Annotated in this window: 21 protein-coding genes and 1 riboswitch; of the genes, 10 read left to right on the forward strand and 11 right to left on the reverse strand. The window is 70.7% G+C overall.

The genetic code is table 11. The features are described 5' to 3' along the window. Positions 1–61 precede the first annotated feature (61 nt). On the forward strand, positions 62–1,414 hold the full coding sequence (locus ACWFRJ_RS24470) for a class II 3-deoxy-7-phosphoheptulonate synthase (RefSeq protein ID WP_453534712.1): 1,353 nt from the start codon (positions 62–64) through the stop codon (positions 1,412–1,414). Positions 1,415–1,558: 144 nt separating this feature from the next. Further along, a complete protein-coding gene (locus ACWFRJ_RS24475) occupies positions 1,559–1,846 on the forward strand; it encodes a (2Fe-2S)-binding protein (RefSeq protein ID WP_453534715.1) in 288 nt (95 codons plus the stop codon). Between the two features lie 25 nt (positions 1,847–1,871). On the opposite strand, the gene bfr is transcribed toward ACWFRJ_RS24475, so the two are convergent. Further along, the gene (gene bfr / locus ACWFRJ_RS24480; protein WP_453534718.1) at positions 1,872–2,351 is read right to left on the reverse strand and encodes a bacterioferritin; all 480 of its coding nucleotides are present in this window, start codon (positions 2,349–2,351) and stop codon (positions 1,872–1,874) included. Positions 2,352–2,525: 174 nt separating this feature from the next. Between bfr and ACWFRJ_RS24485 the strand changes: the two genes are divergently transcribed. Next, entirely contained in the window at positions 2,526–3,158 is a 633-nt protein-coding gene (locus tag ACWFRJ_RS24485; protein ID WP_453534721.1) for a sulfite oxidase-like oxidoreductase, read from the forward strand. Positions 3,159–3,170: 12 nt separating this feature from the next. Here ACWFRJ_RS24485 and ACWFRJ_RS24490 read toward each other — a convergent pair whose 3' ends face one another. The 5 genes from ACWFRJ_RS24490 to thiO all read right to left on the reverse strand — a co-directional run bounded on the left by ACWFRJ_RS24490 (position 3,171) and on the right by thiO (position 8,410). Next, complete coding sequence (locus ACWFRJ_RS24490; protein WP_453534724.1) at positions 3,171–4,064, reverse strand: deoxyribonuclease IV; 894 nt, start codon at positions 4,062–4,064, stop codon at positions 3,171–3,173. A 48-nt stretch (positions 4,065–4,112) separates the two neighbouring features. Continuing rightward, positions 4,113–6,089, reverse strand: a complete 1,977-nt coding sequence (gene pknB / locus ACWFRJ_RS24495; protein ID WP_453534727.1) for a Stk1 family PASTA domain-containing Ser/Thr kinase — start codon at positions 6,087–6,089, stop codon at positions 4,113–4,115. Between the two features lie 114 nt (positions 6,090–6,203). After that, on the reverse strand, positions 6,204–6,998 hold the full coding sequence (locus ACWFRJ_RS24500) for a thiazole synthase (protein WP_453534730.1): 795 nt from the start codon (positions 6,996–6,998) through the stop codon (positions 6,204–6,206). A gap of 6 nt (positions 6,999–7,004) precedes the next feature. Further along, positions 7,005–7,223 (reverse strand): sulfur carrier protein ThiS, encoded by a 219-nt coding sequence (gene thiS / locus ACWFRJ_RS24505; RefSeq protein WP_453534733.1) that lies wholly within the window; start codon positions 7,221–7,223, stop codon positions 7,005–7,007. Beyond that, the gene (gene thiO / locus ACWFRJ_RS24510; protein ID WP_453534736.1) at positions 7,220–8,410 is read right to left on the reverse strand and encodes a glycine oxidase ThiO; all 1,191 of its coding nucleotides are present in this window, start codon (positions 8,408–8,410) and stop codon (positions 7,220–7,222) included. The genes thiS and thiO overlap by 4 nt, the downstream gene beginning before the upstream one ends. Continuing rightward, a riboswitch (TPP riboswitch) is annotated at positions 8,408–8,521 on the reverse strand. It overlaps the preceding gene by 3 nt. A 184-nt stretch (positions 8,522–8,705) precedes the next feature. Here thiO and ACWFRJ_RS24515 point away from each other — a divergent pair. The 5 genes from ACWFRJ_RS24515 to ACWFRJ_RS24535 all read left to right on the forward strand — a co-directional run bounded on the left by ACWFRJ_RS24515 (position 8,706) and on the right by ACWFRJ_RS24535 (position 13,073). Continuing rightward, a complete protein-coding gene (locus tag ACWFRJ_RS24515) occupies positions 8,706–9,872 on the forward strand; it encodes an NAD(P)/FAD-dependent oxidoreductase (RefSeq protein WP_453535702.1) in 1,167 nt (388 codons plus the stop codon). A 67-nt stretch (positions 9,873–9,939) separates the two neighbouring features. Continuing rightward, positions 9,940–10,305 carry an Rv2175c family DNA-binding protein gene (locus tag ACWFRJ_RS24520; protein ID WP_361045514.1) on the forward strand — a complete coding sequence of 122 codons (366 nt, stop codon included), beginning with the start codon at positions 9,940–9,942 and terminating at the stop codon, positions 10,303–10,305. Positions 10,306–10,421: 116 nt separating this feature from the next. Continuing rightward, on the forward strand, positions 10,422–11,072 hold the full coding sequence (thiE, locus tag ACWFRJ_RS24525) for a thiamine phosphate synthase (protein ID WP_453534740.1): 651 nt from the start codon (positions 10,422–10,424) through the stop codon (positions 11,070–11,072). A gap of 89 nt (positions 11,073–11,161) precedes the next feature. Further along, complete coding sequence (gene metF, locus ACWFRJ_RS24530) at positions 11,162–12,082, forward strand: methylenetetrahydrofolate reductase [NAD(P)H] (RefSeq protein ID WP_453534743.1); 921 nt, start codon at positions 11,162–11,164, stop codon at positions 12,080–12,082. A 46-nt stretch (positions 12,083–12,128) separates the two neighbouring features. Continuing rightward, positions 12,129–13,073, forward strand: a complete 945-nt coding sequence (locus ACWFRJ_RS24535; protein WP_453534746.1) for a hypothetical protein — start codon at positions 12,129–12,131, stop codon at positions 13,071–13,073. A 46-nt stretch (positions 13,074–13,119) separates the two neighbouring features. On the opposite strand, the gene ACWFRJ_RS24540 is transcribed toward ACWFRJ_RS24535, so the two are convergent. From ACWFRJ_RS24540 to ACWFRJ_RS24560, 5 genes are all read right to left on the reverse strand, one after another. Further along, positions 13,120–14,646, reverse strand: coding sequence for a phytoene desaturase family protein (locus tag ACWFRJ_RS24540; protein WP_453534749.1), 1,527 nt, complete (start codon positions 14,644–14,646; stop codon positions 13,120–13,122). A 45-nt stretch (positions 14,647–14,691) separates the two neighbouring features. Then, positions 14,692–15,306 (reverse strand): DUF4126 domain-containing protein, encoded by a 615-nt coding sequence (locus ACWFRJ_RS24545; RefSeq protein WP_453534752.1) that lies wholly within the window; start codon positions 15,304–15,306, stop codon positions 14,692–14,694. Between the two features lie 442 nt (positions 15,307–15,748). Next, positions 15,749–16,366 (reverse strand): TetR/AcrR family transcriptional regulator, encoded by a 618-nt coding sequence (locus ACWFRJ_RS24550; protein WP_453534754.1) that lies wholly within the window; start codon positions 16,364–16,366, stop codon positions 15,749–15,751. Between the two features lie 50 nt (positions 16,367–16,416). Further along, a complete protein-coding gene (locus ACWFRJ_RS24555) occupies positions 16,417–18,501 on the reverse strand; it encodes a YhgE/Pip family protein (RefSeq protein ID WP_453534757.1) in 2,085 nt (694 codons plus the stop codon). Then, complete coding sequence (locus ACWFRJ_RS24560; protein WP_453534760.1) at positions 18,473–19,279, reverse strand: ATP-binding cassette domain-containing protein; 807 nt, start codon at positions 19,277–19,279, stop codon at positions 18,473–18,475. Before ACWFRJ_RS24560 ends, ACWFRJ_RS24555 begins: the two co-directional genes overlap by 29 nt. 191 nt (positions 19,280–19,470) lie before the next feature. On the opposite strand from ACWFRJ_RS24560, the gene ACWFRJ_RS24565 reads away from it, so the two are divergent. Next, a complete protein-coding gene (locus ACWFRJ_RS24565) occupies positions 19,471–20,019 on the forward strand; it encodes an SAV_6107 family HEPN domain-containing protein (RefSeq protein WP_453534763.1) in 549 nt (182 codons plus the stop codon). A 137-nt stretch (positions 20,020–20,156) separates the two neighbouring features. Beyond that, positions 20,157–20,933, forward strand: coding sequence for a class I SAM-dependent methyltransferase (locus tag ACWFRJ_RS24570; RefSeq protein WP_453534766.1), 777 nt, complete (start codon positions 20,157–20,159; stop codon positions 20,931–20,933). Positions 20,934–21,127 lie beyond the last annotated feature (194 nt).

A 21,127-nucleotide genomic window follows, 5' to 3' on the forward strand; every position in this document is an offset into this window, starting at 1 on the left:
GTCCGTCTCACTTGGTGAGCGGGTGACTGTACGGCGGACATCACCCCGTAATGTTGTGGGGGTGACCGTGAACGCTAAGAGCACCCCATCCGGTGGCAACACCTGGCGAGACCTTCCCGCGGCGCAGCAGCCTGAGTACCCCGATGCCGAGGCTCTGCGCGATGTGATCGCGGAGCTCGAGTCGTATCCGCCGCTCGTCTTCGCGGGCGAGTGCGACCAGCTGCGCGCCCGACTGGCCTCCGTCGCCAAGGGAGAGGCGTTCCTGCTTCAGGGCGGCGACTGCGCCGAGGCTTTTGACGCCGTGTCGGCCGACCACATCCGAAACAAACTGAAGACGCTGCTCCAGATGGGCGCCGTCCTCACGTACGCGGCCTCCGTGCCCGTCGTGAAGGTCGGCCGCATCGCCGGGCAGTACTCGAAGCCGCGCTCCAAGGGCACCGAGACCCGCGACGGCGTGACCCTGCCGACGTACCGAGGCGACTCGGTCAACGGCTTCGACTTCGACGAGAAGTCCCGCATCCCGGACCCCGAGCGCCTGAAGCGGATGTACAACGCATCCGCGTCGACGCTCAACCTGGTGCGCGCCTTCACCACGGGCGGGTACGCGGACCTGCGCCAGGTGCACGCCTGGAACCAGGACTTCGTGAAGTCGTCCCCCTCGGGCCAGCGCTACGAACAGCTGGCGCGCGAGATCGACAACGCGCTCAACTTCATGCGCGCCTGCGGGACGGACCCGGAGGAGTTCAAGACCGTCGAGTTCTTCGCCTCGCACGAGGCGCTCCTCCTCGACTACGAGTCGGCCCTCACGCGCGTGGACTCGCGCACAGGACGGCTCTACGACACCTCGGGCCACATGGTCTGGATCGGTGAGCGCACCCGTCAACTGGACGGCGCGCACATCGAGTTCGCCTCCAAGGTGCGCAACCCGATCGGCATCAAGCTCGGCCCGACGACGACCTCGGAAGAGGCGCTGCAGTACATCGAGCGCCTCGACCCGGACCGCGAGCCCGGCCGTCTCACCTTCATCGTCCGCATGGGCGCCGACAAGGTCAGGGACAAGCTCCCCGAGCTGGTCGAGAAGGTCACCGCGTCCGGTGCGACCGTGGCCTGGGTCACCGACCCGATGCACGGCAACACCTTCGAGGCGGCGTCCGGGCACAAGACCCGCCGCTTCGACGACGTGCTCGACGAGGTCAAGGGCTTCTTCGAGGTCCACAAGGGCCTGGGCACGCACCCGGGCGGCATCCACGTCGAGCTCACCGGTGACGACGTCACCGAGTGCGTGGGCGGCGGCGACGAGATCTTCGTCGACGACCTGCACCAGCGCTACGAGACGGCCTGCGACCCGCGCCTGAACCGCAGCCAGTCCCTGGACCTGGCGTTCCTGGTGGCGGAGATGTACCGCGACCAGTAGACATCCAGATATTCCCGCGAGACGCGGCGGTGGGGCACGGATCCATGTGATCCGTGCCCCACCGGCGTATCGGGGGCTTTTGTGGACCCGGGGTCGTGGGTAAGGTTAGGTTAGCCTCACCGATTAATCGGGACGGCGCCGCCGATGAATCCTGCCCGGGAGGTGAACCGCGTGTACGTCTGCAACTGCTTCGGGGTCACCGAGGCGCAGGTGAAGCAGCACGCGGCGGACGGTGCCTGCACACCCCGCCAGATAGCGTCCGCCAGTAAGGCGGGCACCGACTGCGGTTCGTGTGTACGGAGCATTCAGGCGCTCCTGGGCCGGGGTGCGTGCCCCCGCAGGGAGCTGGCCAACCAGGGTGCGCCCGTCCTCACCGGCCTGGATTCCGGTCTGGGCGCCGATCTGGATACCGGCCTGAACGAGGCCGCCTAGCCCTAGCGCTAGTCCCAGCCCGCTGTCAGCTCTCCGGCTGCTCGATCAGCTGCGAGATGTAGAGCGGCTCGCCCAGCTTCTCGACCAGTTCGAGCTGGGTGTCGAGATAGTCGATGTGGTGCTCCTCGTCCGCGAGGATCGACTCGAAGATATTCGCGGAAGTGATGTCTCCCTTGCCGCGCATCACCTCGATCCCGCGCTTGAGGCGGTCGATCGCCTCCGCCTCGACCTGCCGGTCGGCCTGGAACATCTCCGTGACGGTCTGCCCCACGCGCACGTGGAAGAGCCGCTGATAGTTGGGCAGGCCGTCGAGGAAGAGGATCCGGTCGGTCAGGATCTCGGCGTGCTTCATCTCGTCGATCGACTCGGACCGGGTGTACTTGGCGAGCTTCGGCCAGCCGAAGTTCTCCTGCATCTTGGCGTGGAGAAAGTACTGGTTGATCGCCGTGAGCTCGGCGGTCAGCTGCTCGTTGAGAAATTCGAGGACCTCGGGGTCGCCCTGCATCGCAGAGGCTCCTTCCACGTGGTAACTGGGCAGGTTCCGCGCATCCTTGCACCGGCGCGAGAGACCGTCCAGTAAGTGCACGCTTAGTAGGAGTTGCCCCAATCGACGTCTGACCTGCGTACGACGAGGGCCTCATGGTCATGCCCACCGCCCCAGGTCTGTCAGGATGGAGACATGGGTCAGCCGGCGGATCGCGCATCTCGGGAAGCAGTGGAGCCTGAGCTCCCGCCGGGGCAGCGACTGCAGCGGGGCTGGCCGGTCACGCACTACGGCCCGGTGCCGAAGTTCCGCCCGGAGCGCTGGGAGTTCAGGGTCTTCGGGGCCACCGCCGACGGGGACAAGCACTGCTGGACGCACGAGGAGTTCTCCGCCCTTCCGTACGCCAGCGTGATCGGTGATCTGCACTGCGTCACGAAGTTCAGCATGCTCCGCGCCGAGTGGGGCGGTGTCTCAGCGCAGGCGCTCCTCGAGATCGCGCCGCCCGCGCCCGATGCCACGCACGTGATGATCTGGGCCGAGTACGGCTTCAGCTCGAATCTGCGGATGGCCGACTTCATGGACGAGCGCACGATTTTCGCCACCCACAAAGGCGGCGAGCTCCTGACCGCTGAGCACGGCTTTCCGCTGCGCCTCGTGGTGCCTCACCTCTACGCCTGGAAGGGCCCCAAGTGGGTCCGCGGTGTCGAGTACATGACTGCCGACCGCCGTGGCTTCTGGGAGGAGCGCGGCTATCACAACGTCGGCGACCCCTGGGTCGAGCAGCGCTACTCGTACCAGGAAGAGCCCGGGGACGGCCCCGAGCTCTAGTCCCGCCCGCGCTCATGGCTTCTGGCTGCCCCTGAGCTCCTTCAGGCGTGCCACGTCCGCCGCGTGCCCCTCCTTGCCGCCGGGCGTCTCGATGATCAGCGGTACGTTCTCGGTCGCGGGGTGGGCCATCAGCTCGCGGAAGGGCTCCTCGCCGATGTGGCCGGTTCCGATGTTCTCGTGACGGTCCTTGTGGGCGCCGACCACGTCCTTCGAGTCGTTGGCGTGCACCAGCTTCAGGCGGCCTTCGCCGACGGTGTCGACCAGCAGGTCGAGGGTCTGCTTCATGCCGCTCGGCCCGGTCAGGTCGTGGCCCGCCGCGAAGATGTGGCAGGTGTCCAGGCAGACGCCAAGCTTCGGGTGGGCGTCGAGCGCGTCGAAGTACGGGCCGAAGTCCCAGGTGCGCGAGCAGAGCGAGAAACCCTGGCCCGCGGTGGACTCCAGGAGGAGGAAGGGGTCGTCGTCGTGCGTCAGTTCGTCGAGGAGCGGCAGCATCCGCTCACGTACCTGCGCGAGCGCGACGGCGCGGTCCCGGCCGCCGGTCGCTGAGCCGGTGTGCACGACGACGCCGAGCGCGCCGATCTCGCGGCCCCGGCGCAGCGAGTGGCGCAGGGACTCCACGGACTTCTCGACGGTCGCCTCGGTGTGCGAGCCGAAGTTGATGAGGTAGGGCGCGTGGACGTACGCCGGAATCCGCTCGGCGGCGCAGGCCGCGCGGAACTCCTCGTCCTCCTTCGGGTTGCCGGGCCCGGTGGCCCAGCCGCGCGGGTTGGCCACGAAGACCTGGACGGCCTCGGCACCCAGTTCACGGGCGTACGGAAGCCCTACGGAGGCAAGGCCGCCGGCCACGGGGACATGGCCGCCGACGGGATTGCGGGACGGGGTGCTGGGGGAGTTCTCGCTGCTCACCCGCTCCAGGGTGGCACGGGTGCGCGCGGGACCTGCCCCCGGCCAGGACTAACGGATCTTGATGGTGATCGTCGAGCCCTTGGGCGCCTTGTCGCCGCCCTCCACCGACTGCCCCTTGACCGTGTCCCCGAAGAGGTTCAGGAAACCGCGGTCCTCGTCGACGTCGAAGCCCTTGTCCTCCAGCTGCTGCTTGGCGTCGTCGACGCTCATGCCCTCGACGTCCGGCACCTCGATCATCTCGGGGCCCTTGGAGAGCGTCAGCGTGACCGTGTCGCCCTCGGCGAGCTGCTTCTCGCCCTCCCTGGGCGACTGGTCGACGACGGTGCCCTTGTCCTCTTCGGAGTGCACCCGCTTCGCCGCGATCTTGACCTTGAGGCCCGCGTCCTCAAGATTGAGGGTCGCGTCCGACTGGGAGTCGCCCGTCACGTCGGGGACGTCGATCGCCTCACCCTTGCTGACGACCATCGCGATGGCGGAGCCCGCCTTGCGCTTGCTGCCCGAATCCGGGTCCGTGCTGATCACGGAGCCCTTGCGGACCTCGTCGCTGAAGGCCTTGGTCGTCATCCCGGGAGCCAGTCCGGCGTCCTTGAGCTTGCTCTTCGCCTCGGCGAGGGGAGTGCCCTCGAGGCCCGGGACCTTCACGATCTCGGGACCCATTGAGACGGTCAGCGTCACCCGGCCGTTGTCACGGATGCGCTCGCCCGACTTGGGGTCGGTCGCCATGACCGTGCCGCGCTTGTCGGTGTCGCTGTAGGCGCGCTTGACGTCCTTCACGTCGAGCCCGGCCTCGTCGAGGCGCTTCTTGGCCGCCGACTCGGTCTTCGCCAGGAGCGGCGGGACATTCGTGAACTGGCCGGAATTGATGTACCAGACGCCCGCGCCGAGACCCAGGGCGAGGAGGACGGCGGCGATGATCACGAGGACCCCGCGGCGCGGGGTGGCGCGGCGCCTGCGGTCGGGGGCCGCCGGTGGAGCGGGGGGCGGTGTCGCCAGGATGCTGGTGCGGTTGAGCTGGTCCTGTGGGTCCTGTCGGTCCCGCTGGTCCTGGATGCCGTCCGTGGGGAGCGGAAGCTGCACGGGCCGCACCGAGCGCGGGAGCACGTTCGTGCGGTCGTCGCTGTTGTCGCGCGGTTCGTGCTCCGCCGTACGCGCCTGCGGCGGCACCGCGTCGAGCTGATCCAGGGAGAGCGCGGCCCGCGCGTCCCTGGTCTGTCCGAGGAGCGCCACCGCGTCGTGCGGGCGGACCTCGGGGTTGCGGGCGGTGGCGGAGGCCACGAGGTCGTCGAGCTCGACGGCCAGGCCAGGAACGACCGCCGACGGGGGCGGCACGTCCTCATGGAGGTGTTGGTAGAGCACCTGGGCGGGCGACTCACCGGAGTGCGGCTTGGCGCCGGTCAGCATTTCGTAGAGCACGACCCCGCACGCGTACACGTCCACACGCGTGTCGGCCGTGCCGTGCTCTATCTGCTCGGGGGCGAGATAGGAGACCGTCCCGAGGATCGTGCCGGTCGTGTTCGTGACGGTGTCCACCGCGCGCACGAGTCCGAAGTCGGCGACCTTGACCCGGCCGTCATCCCCTATGAGGACGTTCTCCGGCTTCATGTCGCGGTGCACGAACCCGGCGCGGTGGGCCGCGCCGAGCGCGGCGAGGACCGGCTCCAAGATGTCGAGGGCCGCGCGCGGCTGCAGGGCGCCGCGCTCACGGAGCACGTCACGCAGGGTGCATCCCGCGATGTACTCCATCGCCAGATAGACGTACGCGCCGTCGGCGCCCTGGTCGTACACCCCCACCACGTTCGGGTGCGAGAGCCGGGCGATCGACTTGGCCTCGCGGATGAAGCGGTCGACGAACGAGACGTCGGCGGCCAGCGTCGGGTGCATCACCTTGAGCGCGAGCACGCGGTCGAGGCGGGTGTCCACGGCCCGGTAGACCGTGGCCATCCCGCCGACCGCGATCCGCCCGTCCACGCGATAGCGGCCGTCGAGCACCTGCCCGACGAGCGGGTCCTGAAGGGTCGTGTCCACGGAGGGAGTCTACGAGCCACCGCCGACAGCGATGCCCGCCCGGGCACGCTCGGGCCTCGACTGCAGCCGACCTGTAACAGGCGGGCGGGCCTTCGGAACGAGGCGGGCAGTCCTTCAGAACGCGGGCCGCTCCGGATCGAGCCGGGCCATCCCCTGCGCGGGCGACGACGCCTCGGCGAAGTGCCGACGTGGGATCCGTCCGGCCCGGTACGCGAGCCGCCCCGCCTCGACCCCGTGCCGCATGCCCTCGGCCATGAGGACCGGCTCCTGCGCCCGTGTAACGGCGGAGGCGAGCATCACGCCCGCGCACCCCAGCTCCATCGCGAGCGCCGCGTCGGACGCCGTCCCCGCCCCCGCGTCCAGAATCACCGGCACGCCCGCGCGTTCGACGATCAGCTGGAAGTTGTGCGGGTTGCGGATGCCGAGCCCGGAGCCGATGGGCGAGCCGAGCGGCATGATCGCCGCGCAGCCCACGTCCTCCAGCTTCCGGGCGAGGACCGGGTCGTCGTTCGTGTACGGAAGGACCGTGAAGCCGTCGTCGACGAGGATCTCGGCGGCGTCGATGAGCTCGATCGGGTCGGGGAGCAGCGTGCGCTCGTCCGCGATGACCTCCAGCTTGACCAGGTCGGTGCCGAGCGCCTCCCGCGCGAGCCTGGCGGTCAGGACGGCCTCGCCCGCGGTGAAGCAGCCCGCCGTGTTCGGCAGGACGCGGATGCCGAGCCGGTCGAGGACGGAGAGCACCGAGCCCTGCACGCCGGGATCGAGGCGCCGCATCGCGACCGTCGTCAGCTCCGTTCCGGAGGCGACGAGGGAGCGTTCGAGGATGTCGAGGCTCGGCGCACCGCCCGTACCCATGATCAGGCGTGAGGAGAGGGTGAGCCCGCCGATGACGAAGGGGTCGTCTGCCATGTCGGTTCAGCCTCCCTGGACTGCGGTGAGGACCTCGACGCGGTCCCCGTCGGTGAGCGGCGTGGTGGACCACCGCGTGCGCGGTACGACGGTTTCGTTGAGCGCGGCGGCGATCCCGGACGGGGCTTTGGTGAGCGTGGCGACGAGGGCTTCGAGCGTGGTGCCCGCGGCGACGTCGCGTGCCTCTCCGTTGACGGAGACGGCTGTTACGGCTGAGAGAGTCATGCGGGCTGCTCCATGAAGCGCTGCGTGAGGGGGTCGCCGGCGAAGCGCAGAGGAGTGAATCCCCTTGCCTCGTCGGGCAGTTCACCGGTGGTCAGGGCGTGCGCCATCACCTCACCGGTGACGGGTGTCAGGAGCACGCCGTTGCGGTAGTGCCCTGTCGCCAGCTGGAGGCCGGGGAGCGCGGTCGGGCCGAGCAGCGGCGCGTTGTCGGGTGAGCCGGGGCGCAGGCCCGCGCGGGTCTCGGTCAACGGCAGCTCCGTGATGCCCGGTACGAGCTCGTGGGCGTCCCGGAGCAGTTCGTACACGCCGCCCGCGGTGACAGTCGTGTCCCAGCCGAGCTCCTCGCTGGTCGCGCCGACGACGAGCTCGCCGTTCTCGCGCGGCACCAGGTAGACGTGGCTGCCGCGCACGACGGCCCGCACGGTGCGGCTCAGGAACGGCGCGTACCGCTGAGGCACCGTGAGCCGCAGGACCTGCCCCTTCACGGGGCGCACGGGCGGCAGCACGCCCTCCGGGACGCCGGAGAGGCGCCCGCTGAGGCTGCCCGCGGCGAGCACGGTCTGCCCGGCCTCCAGAGCGGTGCCGTCGGTGAGGACGACTCCGGTGGCCCGGTCACCTGCGACGGTGAGGCGCTCCGCCCACGCACGGTGGAAGATCACGCCCGCCCGCTCGCAGGCCACCAGGAGCGCCGCGGCGAGCCTGCGCGGATCGACCTGGTGGTCGCCGTCGACGCGCAGGCCGCCCCGGACCCCCGGTGCGAGCATCGGTTCGAGGCGGCGGCACTCGCGCCCGCTCAGCCACTCCGACGTGAGCCCCGACCGCTCCTGGAGGGCGTGCAGCTCACGCAGGTGGGCGCGGTCGTCGGAGTCGAGGGCGACAGCGAGCGTGCCGCACGCGCGGTAGCCGAGATCGCGGCCGCTCGCCTCCGTGAGCTCGGCCGCGAACTCCGGATAGCGCTGCGCGGAGGCCAGATTGAGGCCGAGCAGCGTCTGCTCGCCGTAGTGCAGCTCGGTGACGGCGGCCAGCATGCCCGCGGCGACCTGTGCCGCGCCGCCGCCGGGTTCGGGGTCCACGACCGCGGTGGACAGGCCGCGCTGGGCCGCCCGCCAGGCCGTGACCAGGCCGATGATGCCGCCCCCGATGACGACGACATCGGTCGCCTCGTGGGGTGATGTATGTGGATGCATGGGCGTCCAGCCCCTCCCTTCGCCGGCATGACCCGGATCAGGTTCGTACGGTCGGAGGCCGTCCCAGCCTCCCTCTCAGCCCGGTACGTCCGGGCTCCCGCGAGTGCTCTGCGTCCGCCACCCTAGTCCCTGGTCCCCGAGGACAGTAGGGGAGCTGTCCGGGTATGCGCCGTGACGGTGTGTCATAGATCTCCTCGTAGCGCTCTGCGAGGCTCGTCACCCGCCGCCCTACAGTGATCGGGTGAGCGAGCAGCGGAGGCAGGCAGAGCGGCGCGTTGTCATCGTCGGTGCGGGGATGGCGGGGGTGCAGACCGCCGTCGCCCTGCGCGAGCAGGGGTTCGCCGGTGCGGTCACCCTGATCGGCGCGGAGACCCACCGGCCGTACGACAGGCCGCCGCTGTCCAAGGCGGTGCTGCTCGGCAAGGCGGACGGCTCCGCCTTCGACATCGACTTCGAGGCGCTGGGCATCGAGCTGAGCCTGGGCCACGAGGTCACGGGCGTGCGCCCGGCGGACCACGCACTGGACACCGCGTCGGGCCCGGTGTCCTACGACACCCTGGTCATCGCCACCGGCGCCGAGCCGATCCTGCTGCCCGGCACTTCCGGGGTCCCCGGCGTCCACCTGCTGCGCACCCTCGACGACGCCGAGCGGCTGCGTCCCGTGCTCGCCGAGCAGCACCGTGTCGTGGTCATCGGCGCGGGCTGGATCGGCGCCGAGTTCGCGACCGCGGCGCGCGACGCGGGCTGCTCCGTCACTGTCGTCGAAGCAGCCGAGCGACCGCTCGCCGGGGCCCTGCCCGCGGAGGTCGCGGCGCCGATGACGTCCTGGTACGCCGACTCCGGGGCCGAACTGCGCACCCACGCGCGCGTGGACCGCGTCGAGCCCGGCAGCGTCCTCCTTGCCGACGGCACCCGGCTGCCCGCGGACGCGGTCGTCGTCGGCATCGGCGCACGCCCCGCCACCGGCTGGCTCGCGGACTCCGGCATCACCCTGGGCGCCCACCGGGAGATCGTCGCCGACGACCACCTGCGGACGTCGGAACCCGATGTGTACGCGGTCGGCGACTGCTCCTCCTTCCCTTCGGGAAGGTATGGCGAGCGGCTTCTCGTCCACCACTGGGACAACGCCCTCCAGGGCCCGCGCACGGTGGCCGCGAACATCATCGGCGAGACCCCTTCGGCGTACGACCCCGTGCCGTACTTCTGGTCCGAGCAGTTCGGCCGCTTCGTCCAGTTCGCCGGTCACCACGCGTCGGCCGACGAGCTGGTGTGGCGCGGCGACCCGTCGGGTGCGGCCTGGACCGTGTGCTGGCTCCGGCGGGGCGCCCTGGTGGCCGTCCTCGCGGTGGGCCGCCCCAGGGACCTCGCGCAGGGCCGCAAGCTGATCGAGGCGGCTGCCCGGCTCTCCCCGGAGCTCGCGTCGGATCCCGCGGTGCCGCTGAAGAAGGCAGTCCTTCCGTAAGCGCTGCCGTAGCCGGAGGGGTACCGCTGCCCGGCCGCTGTCAGTGGCCGGAGATACGCTTGTCCGTGTGACCGAGATTGACGCAAAGACTGATGCTCTCGTCCCCGAGTGGCTCCACCTCCCCGACATCGCAGAAATGCTCGACGTCGAGGTGACGCGTGTGCGCCAGCTGGTCAAGGAGGGCCAGCTGATCGCCGTGCGCCGTGGTGAGAACCGCGCGCTCGCGGTGCCTGCCGCCTTCATCGACGGCGACAAGATCGTCAAGGGCCTCACCGGCACCCTGACGCTCCTGCGGGACGACGGCTTCTCCGACGAAGAAATGCTGGAGTGGCTCTTCACTCCCGACGAGACCCTGCCCGGCACCCCCGCGCAGGCTCTGAGCGAGAATCGCGGCACGGAGGTGAAGCGTCGCGCCCAGGCGCTCGCCGTCTGACCGACCGACACGGAAAACCGTTGCGTACGGGCCGTGTGTCCCCCGGAGACCCGGGGACACGCGGCCCGTAGGCCACCGACGACATCGACGACACCGACGACCGGGGGGACCTCTTCATGGCCGCCAAGCCTGCCCGCGAGCAGCTCGCCGACGCCCGCCTCTACCTGTGTGTGGACGCCCGCAAGCGCCAGGGAGACCTCCCGGAGTTCCTCGACGCCGTCCTCGGCGGTGGTGTCGACATCGTGCAGCTGCGGGACAAGGGCATGGAGGCAGGCGAGGAGCTCGAACACCTCCAGGTCTTCGCCGACGCCGCCCGCCGGCACGGCAAGCTCCTCGCGGTGAACGACCGCGCGGACGTCGCGCACGCCATCGGCGCCGACGTCCTGCACCTCGGCCAGGGCGACCTGCCCGTGCCCGCGGCCCGCGGCATCCTGGGCGATGACGTCCTCATCGGCCGTTCCACGCACGCCGACGCCGAGGCCGCGGCGGCGGCGACCCAGGACGGCGTGGACTACTTCTGCACGGGCCCCTGCTGGCCGACCCCCACCAAGCCGGGGCGGCACGCCCCCGGCCTCGACCTGGTCCGGTACACGGCCTCGCTCGGCACGGACCGCCCGTGGTTCGCCATCGGCGGCATCGACGCGGGTAATCTGGACGAGGTGCTCGAAGCGGGCGCCCGCCGCGTCGTCGTCGTGCGGGCCATCACCGAGGCGGACGATCCGGCCGCCGCCGCGGCCGACTTCGCCAAGCGGTTGCGTTCGGCCTGATCGTCGATCTTCGGCCATCCTTCGGTGCTGCTGTCCGCAGGTTGGACGGAGATTGGCCGGTAGCGGTGCCCCGTCGCTAACCTGCCCGTATGGCCCTAGGCACTGCTTCCACCAGATCTGATCGCGCACGCACCGTGCGCGACATGCTCGCGACCGGCGAGACGACGTACTCGTTCGAGTTCTCGGCGCCGAAGACCGAGAAGGGCGAGCGGAACCTGTGGAACGCACTGCGCCGGGTCGAGGCGGTGGCTCCCAGCTTCGTCTCCGTGACGTACGGAGCGGGCGGCTCGACGCGTGCGGGCACGGTCAAGGAGACGCAGCAGATCGTCGCCGACTCGACGCTCACGCCGGTCGCCCACCTGACCGCCGTTGACCACTCCGTGGCCGAGCTGCGCAACATCATCGGGCAGTACGCGGACGCCGGCATCAGGAACATGCTCGCGGTCCGCGGAGACCCGCCCGGCGACCCGCTCGCCGACTGGATCAAGCACCCCGAGGGCCTCACGTACACCGCCGAACTGGTGCGCCTCATCAAGGAGTCGGGCGACTTCTGCGTGGGCGTCGCGGCCTTCCCCGCGATGCATCCGCGCTCGCCCGACTGGGACACCGACGTCCGGCACTTCGTCGACAAGTGCCGTGCGGGCGCCGACTACGCGATCACACAGATGTTCTTCTACCCGGAGGAGTATCTGCGCCTGCGCGACCGGGTCGAGGCCGCGGGCTGCTCGACGCCGATCATCCCCGAGATCATGCCGGTGACGAACGTGCGCATGCTGGAGCGGCTGCCCCAGCTCAGCAACGCTTCCTTCCCGCCGGAGCTCAAAGAGCGCATCCTCACAGCCAAAGATGATCCGGCGGCTGTACGCTCCATTGGCATCGAGTTCGCGACGGAGTTCTGCGCGCGGTTGCTGGCCGAGGGTGTCCCGGGACTGCACTTCATCACGCTCAACAACTCGACGGCGACTCTGGAAATCTACGAGAACCTGGGCCTGCATCACCCGCAGGCCTGACCGGCCGTACCCCTAGGGGGCGGCGGCCGCGGGGAGAGGGGCGTACATGGGCTGGACGGTCCTCTACATCGCGTTCGGATGCGTCGCGCTGTGGCTGCTCGGCGAAGTGCTGCTGCAGTACAAGGCGCGGCTGCGCTGGCGGCTGCTCGCCTTCGGCGGCTTCCTCGGCGTGGTCATCGGCGTGCTGCTTCCGTCGGTGGTGGTCATCGGGATCGGCGCGATCGCCTTCGCCACGGGGCAGACGTACGTGACGTTGTCGTTCCGCCGCGGCTTCTCGACCGGCTGGGCGCTCGGCGGCCAGCCCGGCCTGAGCAAGCGCCGCAAGTCGCCGCGAGGCGGGGGCGGCGAGGCTTCTCAGGAGCCGACGCTCCAGGTCTCCGACCTGGAGTACGAGGATGCGGGCCCGGCAGGGCCGCCGCCCGAGGCCGCTCCCGGCACCGGGGTCTACGCCCCGGAGCCGCTGCCCGACGACACCGGGCAGTACGGCGTCTACAGCGACGACGCGTACGCACAGCAACAGCATCAGCAGCAGCAACAGCAGCAACAGCAGCAACAGCAGCACCAGCAGCCCGGTCCGGCGGACAGCGGATACGGCTACGACACGTACGCCACCGCGGGCTATGACCCCCAGCAGCCGTACGCGTACGGCGAGACGGGGCAGCAGCAGTACGCCGCGTACTCCGACCCGTACATCGGGACGCAGACGTACGGCGGCGGGCAGGGCTACGACGCGTACGGCGACCAGCAGCAGTACGCGCCCTATCCCGCCGCCGATCCGTACGGCGCCGGGACCTACCAGGAGACGCCGCCCGGCGGAGTCTGGGTGCCCCAGCAGCGCAGCGTCGAGGACCCCTACGGCCAGCACGGCCAGCAGGGCCAGTACAGCGAGTACGGCGGCGAACTCCCGCCGGAGCAGCCGTACCCCTACCAGGGCGAGCAGCCCCAGGGGAACGGCTACGACGCGGGGTACAACGAGCAGTACCGCTACTGAGACCGGGGGGACCGGAGAGACGGGGAGGGCCGGGAGGACCGGGGGCTCACTGCGAGCCCCGGAAGTCCGGTCCCTCCACGATAAGACCGGCGGCCAGCGTGCCCGACATGCCCGCGTGCGGGAGTCCGCCGCCCGGGTGCGCCCAGCCGCCCACCGCGAAGAGCCCCGGCAGACGCGTGCTGTTGGCGGGGTGGAGCAGCCGTCCCTCGCCCGCCGCGAGCGACGGGGGCGGGACCGCGCCGCCGTCGGCGCCGGTGGCCTGCGCGATGTCGGCGGGGGCGTGGACCACGTGCCACAGCAGCCGCTCACGCAGGCCGGGGACGACGGACTCGGCGCGCGTCAGGAGCCGCTCCACGTCCGCGTCGGTGACCTCCGTGTGCGCGGGCACCGTGACCGTCAGCGTGAGCGCCTCGTGCTCGGCGTCGGGCGTGAGCGCGGGGTCGTCCGGGCGCAGCACCGTGAGGGTGGGGGCCAGGGGCAGCCCGGGGTGGTCGCCGAAGACCCGGTCGAGCTCGTCCTGGCGGTCGGGCGTGTGCAGCACCGTCCGATGAGGCGTCCCGCCCGGCCTCGCGCCGCGCAGCGCGAGGAAGACCATGAGACGGCTGGGCAGTCCGGAACGGGGCTGCACCTCACCCTCCGCCCGAATGTTCACACCGGAGGCGCCGGACATGCCGGATACACCGGACAACAAGCCGTCGAGTGCGCCGGGCGCGACACCGGCGACCACGAAGTCCGCCTCCTGTGCCGTCCCGTCCGCGAGCTCGACGCCCGTCGCGCGGCCGTCCTTCTCGACGATCCGGGCGACGGGGGAGTCGAACGCGAACTCGACCCGCCGGGCGAGGCACCGCTCGTACACGGCCCGCGCGAGCGCGCGCATCCCGCCGCGCACGGACCACGCGCCGAACGTGTGCTCCTGATAGGGCAGGACGGCCGCGCTCGCCGGGGTCGCCCGGGGGTCGAGGCCGCTCGCGAGGGCGTACTGCTCCAGGAGCGCCAGGAGCCGTGCGTCGCCGCCCAGTTCGAGCTCGCCGACCTCGGTGAGGGTCCTCGCGCGCCGCTCGCGCCGCAGGAGGCGCTTGTGCGGCACCGACGGATAGGGCTCGCGCTCGGCGAGGACCTGCCAGTTCGGCCAGAGCGGCTCTTCCAGGAGGGGGCGCCGGGTGCGGTCCCACGCCTCACGGGCGCGGTTCATGTACGCCGACCAGTGGGCGCCGGCGCCGCTGCCGAGCGCCGCGTCCAGGGCGTCGCCGACACCCGCGCGCGAGGCGTTCGGCAGGTCGGCCGCCGTGCCGTCCGCGAAGACGTGCCGCACGGCGGGCTCCACCTGGGACAGCTCGACGCACCGCTCCAGCGGCTCCTTGCCCGTTTTGACGAACAAGTCGCGGTAGACGGCGGGGAGCTGCAGGAGCCCGGGGCCCGTGTCGAAGACGAAGCCGTCACGCTCGACGCTGCCGAGCGCGCCCCCGTACGTACCCGACCGCTCGTGCACCACCACGCGGTGGCCCGCGACGGCGAGCCGGGCGGCGGCCGCCATCGCGCCCATCCCGGCGCCGATCACCACAATCCGTGCCATGCCAGGGACTTTATCGGCCGCCACTGACAGTCACGCCGGGAGCCCTCAGTCCGGCGGCCGTCCCCCGTGCGCCGCGAGCTGTTTCTCCTCGCGCCGCTGCGCCCTGCGCCGCAGGAACCGCCGGATCCGCGAGACCAGGAAGGTCAGTATGAGCAGGCCGAGCAGCAGAAGCACGGCCGCGATGATCGCCGCCGCCTCGGGGTAGAACATCGCGAAGCTGACGATCCCGCCGACCCCGAGATCCTCCGCCGTACTCACCGCGATGTTGCTGAACGGCTCGGGCGAGGTGTTGATCGCCATCCGCGTCCCGGCCTTGACGAAGTGGCTGGCCAGCGCCGTCGAACCGCCCACCGCGCCCGCCGCCAGGTCGGAGAGCGAACCGCTCTGGCCCGCGAGCAGCGCACCCACCACGGCGCCGGACACCGGCCGGATCACGGTGTGCACCGTGTCCCAGACCGAGTCGACGTAAGGGATCTTGTCGGCGACGGCCTCACAGACGAAGAGGACGCCCGCGGCGATCAGCACATCAGGACGTTGCAGCGCCTCGGGAACCTCGTCGCTGATCCCGGTCGCGCCGAAGACGCCGAGCAGCAGGACCACGGCGTACGCGTTGATCCCGCTTGCCCAGCCGCTGGTGAAGACCAGGGGGAGTACGGACACGGACGCGATCGTAACCAGTCGAGAAGATCTAGGCCTGGGGATGAGCACCCAGGTCTGAGTATCCGTACCTAGAGGTGGAGATGAGTATCAGCGCGGATGGGTCCCGACCTGCGAAGACGGAAGAGTGAGGGACACGGAGAAGGGCGCGGCGCCCGTACCGCCGACACGGGGCGGCGGAACGGCGCAGCGCCCTTGGCCGCTCCTCCCACCTCTTCGAAGGTGGGAGCGAGACACGGGGGAGACGGACGGCGACTCGGGGGTGACCACCCGAGGGGCCGAACGGGGGAAACGGGGGAGCGGGGAAACGGGGGAAACGGGGGAACGAAAGAAGCGCCGGTCCGGTGATGCCTGGAGATCAGGTGGCATCGGACCGGCGCTTCTTCGCGTGCGGTGTGCGCGGTCTGCGCGGCTCGCGCGATGCGCGCAGTGCCGGAGCGGCGGATCAGCGCCCGCCGCTCACCCGGCCCTGCAGCAGCCGGGAGAGCGCCGAGTGCACGTCGTCGAGGGAGCGCTCCGGCTGGAAGGCCTGCCAGTCGAGCGCCGCCACCAGGACCATCCCGACGAGTGCTGCGGCCGTCAGGGGGATGTCGATCTCCTCGCTGAGCTCGCCGTTCTCGACGCCTGCGCGCAGGACGTCCTCCACGACGGCCACCGCCTGCTGCCTGACCACCATCAGGGTGGACTGCCAGGCGCGGTTGGTGCGCCACAGCTCGGCGACGTAGAGCTGGGTGAAGGCCGGATAGCGGTCGATGAAGACCAGGCCCGCCCGGATCATCGCGTCAAGGGCGTCGACCTGCCGGCCGCCGTTCCCCGCCGTCTTCTCGGCCGCCTCCTTCAAGGAGGCCGTGAGCAGCCCGACGCCGTGCCGAAGGAGCTCCTCGAAGAGAACCGACTTGCTCGCGAAGTTGTAGTAGACCGTGCCCTTCGCGACCCCGGCCCGCTCGGCGATCTCGTCGACCGTCGTGGCCGAGAAGCCCTGCTCCGCGATGAGGGTGACGGCTGCCTCGTAGAGCTTCTGCCGGGTGGCCTCACGCCGGGTGCTGGTTGCGCTGCTGTCCATGGGCCCGATTCTCACAGGTCTTGACGCCCGCACAGGCGCGGTCGCGGGTCTCACAGGCTCAGCTCCGGGTGCAGACGGTCCAGGGTCCACACCTGTTTGCGGTGTGCGGAGAGCGCGGTGAGCGCGAGGGCGCCCGCGGTGAAGGCCGTCAGGACCACGCACGCCTCCCATACGGGGCCCAGTCCGCCGCCCGTGATGAGCCTGCGCAGCGCGTCGACGACGTAACTCATCGGCAAGAAGGGGTGGATCGCGCCGAAGAAGGACGGACTCGTCTGGACGGGGTACGTGCCGCCCGCCGAGGTCAGCTGGAGCATCAGGACCGCGAGGACGAGGATCCGCCCCGCCGCCCCGAAGCGTGCGTTCAGCCACTGCACGATCGCCGCGAAGCAGCACGTCACCAGGCAGAGGAAGCCCACCGTCCCGGCCGCCCGCGCCATCTGCAGGCCGAGCCCCCAGTGCAGCACCGACATCAGGGCCGCCGTCTGGAGCACGCCGAGTGCGGCGACCGGCAGCCAGCCCGCGAACGCGATCCGCCAGGCGGAGGCGCCCGCGGCGAGCGCGCGCCGGTTGAGCGGCTGGATCAGCATGTACGCCACCATCGCGCCGACCCACAGGGACAGCGGGATGAAGTACGGGGCGAAGCCCGTGCCGTAGTTGGGTGCCTTGTGCATCGACTGGGAGGCGAGCTGCACCGGGTCGGCCATGACGTCGGTGCGCTGGTTGCGGTCGTTCTTGTCGTAGTCGGGGATCTTCTTGACGCCGTCGTGCAGCCCGCCGGACAGCTTCTCGGAGCCGTCGGCCAGCTTGAACATGCCGCCCTTGAGGTCACTCGCGCCCGTCTGGAGCTTCCCCACGCCCGTGTCGAGGTCCGTGGCGCCTGTCTTGGCGGTGCCGAGGCCGGTGTGCAGCTTCTTGGCGCCCTTGGTGACCTTCGCCGCGCCCGTGTTGAGGTCATTGATCTGGGTGACGGCCGTGTTCAGGTCCTCGTCGAGGTGCGGTGCACGTTCGGCCAGGTCCTGGGACTTCTTCTGCAGCGTGGTCAGGTGCCTCTTGAGCTTCTTGACGTCGCTGTTCTGGTCCTTGACCACGGTGTTCATGTCGTCCGCGACGGTCGACACGTTGTCCGCGGCTGTCTTGGCCTCCTTGAGCTTCGGGCAGGCCGCGTCGGGCACCGGGAGGTCCACGCAGCGCTCCGTGTAGAGGTCGCCGATGGTCTCGGCCCCCTTCTTGGCGCCGTCGGCCGCCACGGGAGCGAGCTTGACCCAGGTGTCCAGGTGGTTCTTCAGGGCCTTGGAGGAGTCGGCGACGAGCTGGGCCGTGTCCCCGACGGTCTTGCCGTTGTCCTTCAGGAAGGGCCGCACCTGGTCCGCGGTGCCGTTGACCTTGTCGGCCAGCTTCTGGGTGCCGTCCGAGACCTTCTTCGAACCGTCCTGGAGGTCGCTGGCGCCCTTGTCGAGCTTCTTGATGCCCACGGCCAGGTCGCTGCTGCCGTCCTTGGCGTCGTCCAGGCCGGTCGCGAGCTTCTTGGAGCCCTTCTTGGCCTCGCCGATGCCGCTGTCGAGCTTGTCGGCCCCCTTGGCGGCCTTCTCCGTCGCCCCGTGGATGTCGGAGAACGAGATGAAGATCTTGTCGAGGAAGGAGCGCGACGCCTTGGTGGAGGCCGCCGTACGCACCTCGGAGAAGACCGTCCGGGAGATCTGCCCGACGATGTAGTTGTTGGCGTCGTTCGTACGGACGCGCAGAGCGCCCGTCTCCGGAGAGTCCCCGGAACTCGACGCGACGCGCTTGCTGAAGTCGGACGGCATCGTCAGGGACAGGTAGTACGTCCCGTCCTCGACGCCCTTGCGGGCCTCGGCGGAACTCACCTCGTGCCAGTCGAAGGTCTTGCTGTCCTCGAGGCCGTCGACGATGCCGTCGCCCACCGCGAGCTTCTTGCCCGCGGCCGTGGCTCCCTTGTCGTCGTTGACCAGAGCCACCGGTATGCGGTCGAGACGGCCGTACGGGTCCCAGAAGGAGCACAGGTACAGCGCGCCGTACAGCAGGGGCAGCAGCAGGAGCGCGACCAGCGCCATGCGCGGCAGCTTCCCCCTGCCGAAGCGCCTGAGCTCAAGCGCGGCCAGCTTCGGCGAGCGCATCGGCCGTCTCCTTGTCGTCGTCGTTCCGGCTGTCGTCGTCGTCCCGGTCTTCCGACCCGGACTCCGTGGTCTTTCGGTCCGTGGACACGGCGACCGCGTCCTCAGGTGCCTCGTTGCACACGGCGACGACGGTGATGCCGCTCTGTGTGAGGGACCTCAGCAGGGCCCAGGCCTCGTCCCGTTCGGCGTCCGACAGCTTGAGGTCGACGTCGTCGACGGCAAGGAGCAGGGGCCGCCCGATCAGGGCCAGGGCCACCGAGAGCCGCAGCGCCTCGAGGCGCTCCAGATCGCGCACGGAGGTCCGTCGGCCCTTGGGCAGCGACTCCATGTCGAGCCCGGCGGAGGTCAGCGCCGTGTCGATCCGCAGCCGCGCCTCGGCGGTCCGCTCGGCACGCGGCCTCAGCAGACCCCGTAGCGAACCGCCGAACCGACGCTCCAGGAGCGCCCGTTCGCGCAGATGCTCGGCGACGGTCAGCGCCGGATCGAGATCCGTCACGCCGGGTACGGGCCCGAGCGCGCTGATCCGGCGCACCGCCGCGAGCTGCTTGGGCAGCCGGAAGCCCCCGACGGAGGCCTCGCCCTCGGTGGGGCGCATCCGTCCGGTGAGCGCGAGCAGCAGACAGGTCCGGCCCGACCCCGAAGGCCCCTCGACCGCGATCAGCGACCCGGGCTCCGCCTCGACATCGACCGCACGGAACGCCCAGCCCCGTGGCCCTTTGAGCCCGAACCCCCGCACTGTGACGGCGGCTCCCCGCGTCCCGTCGTTCGGCCCGTCCACACTTCCCCCTCGCGTCTTCTCTCGAGCTGAGTTCTCTTGAACCGAGCCTTTTTGAACTGACTGGTCAGTGCAAAAACTAACGCGAACCCGCGATCGGGGCAAAGTCGCAGGTCAGAGCCGATTGTCAGTGGCGTACTACACGATGTGCACATACGGCCACATAGCCGTTACGCGACGACAGGAGGTTCGTCATGGCCAGCACTTCCGCAGCAGCCGCACGTCGGCACCACCCCGTCGGCCCTGCCCCTTCGAGTTCCGGCCCCGCGACCGACGTCCACCCCGTCCTGCGCCGGGCCACCGCCCCGCCCGCCGCACTCGAACTGCTCGCCCAGGCCCGCGCCGGCATCGACGAGGCCGAGCACCTGGAGACCTCGAACGAGCGCTATGCCACGGCGCACCTCGCGGCCCTGCGCACCGCGGCGGCCGTCCTCGCCGCCCGCGGTCGCCCCGAGTTGACCCCGCGACGCAGGCAGCGGATCCGAAGCGCCTGGGAAGTGCTCCCCGAGATAGCCCCCGAACTGACGGAGTGGAGCGCCCTGTTCGCCTCCGGCGCGGCGCGCAGAGCCCGCGCCGAGGCGGGCATACAGGGCGCGGCCACCATCCGTGACGCGGACGACCTGCTGCGTGACGTGGCGATGTTCTTGCGCCTCGTCGAGCGGATGCTCGTGCTGCAGCCCGTACTGCCCCAGCCCAGGCAGGAGCCGTCGCAGGAGCCGCCGGACGCGAGCCGGGAGGGGTGAAGAGGGGTGACGGGACAGTCGGCCGAAGGCAATAGGGTGGGAGCGCCCGCACCCTCCTGTCTGCCGCGAGCGCAGGCGGAGGGAACCCCCTAGCTCCGCCGCGGACGTGCGGTGGACGCGCCGAGGAGTCAACTGCCGTGTCGGACCCGATGCGCCCCCGCGCTTCTCTCCGTACCGCCGTGGTCTGGGAGGTCCTCAAGGACGCCCTCGATCGCCGGGTCAAGGCCACGAGCCAGGAGTCGCCCTCCCTCGACGTCCTTGACACCGGAGGCGGCAGCGGCAACTTCGCCGTGCCCGTCGCCCGCCTCGGCCACCGCGTCACCGTCGTCGACCCCAGCCCGAACGCCCTCTTCGCCCTTGAGCGCCGGGCCGCCGAGGCGGGCGTCGCCGACCGGGTGCGCGGCGTCCAGGGCGATGTGCACGGCCTCTTCGACGTCGTGGAGCGTGCCGGGTTCGACGCCGTCCTGTGCCACGGCGTCCTGGAGTACGTGGACGACCCCGCCGAGGGCGTGCGCAACGCGGTCGGCGCGCTGCGCCCCTCAGGCACCCTCAGCCTGCTCGCCGCCGGTCTCGGCGGAGCCGTGCTCGCCAGGGCGCTCGCCGGGCACTTCACCGAGGCCAGGCACGCGCTCGGCGACCCGGCAGGACGCTGGGGCGACGCCGACCCCGTGCCCAGGCGCTTCACCGCGGACCAGCTGACCGATCTTGTCGAGGGCGCGGGCGTCAGGGTCGACGCGGTGCACGGAGTGCGGGTCTTCGCCGACCTGGTCCCGGGCGTCCTCGTGGACACCGAACCCGGCGCCCTGGAGGCCCTCCTCAAGCTGGAGGCGGCCGCCGCCGAGCTCGCCGCGTTCCACTCCGTGGCCACCCAGTTGCACGTGCTCGGCGAGACCAGGGATGCCTCCGAGGGCTGACGTTCGCCCCGGCTGCCCCGCTGATCAGCACCGCAGCCGCACATGGAGTAGGGCACATACCCCCCGAACGGGCTATGGGCGCCGTATGATCGAGGCAGACCGTCCGGCATGCCGGACCGGCCGCTGGGGAATGTTTGTTTCAGTGAGCCGGAGCGGCAGGGTGGTCCGGTTTGGCGAAGTTGGCGCAGAGGGGC

This window comes from Streptomyces sp. NPDC055239, from assembly GCF_053606205.1.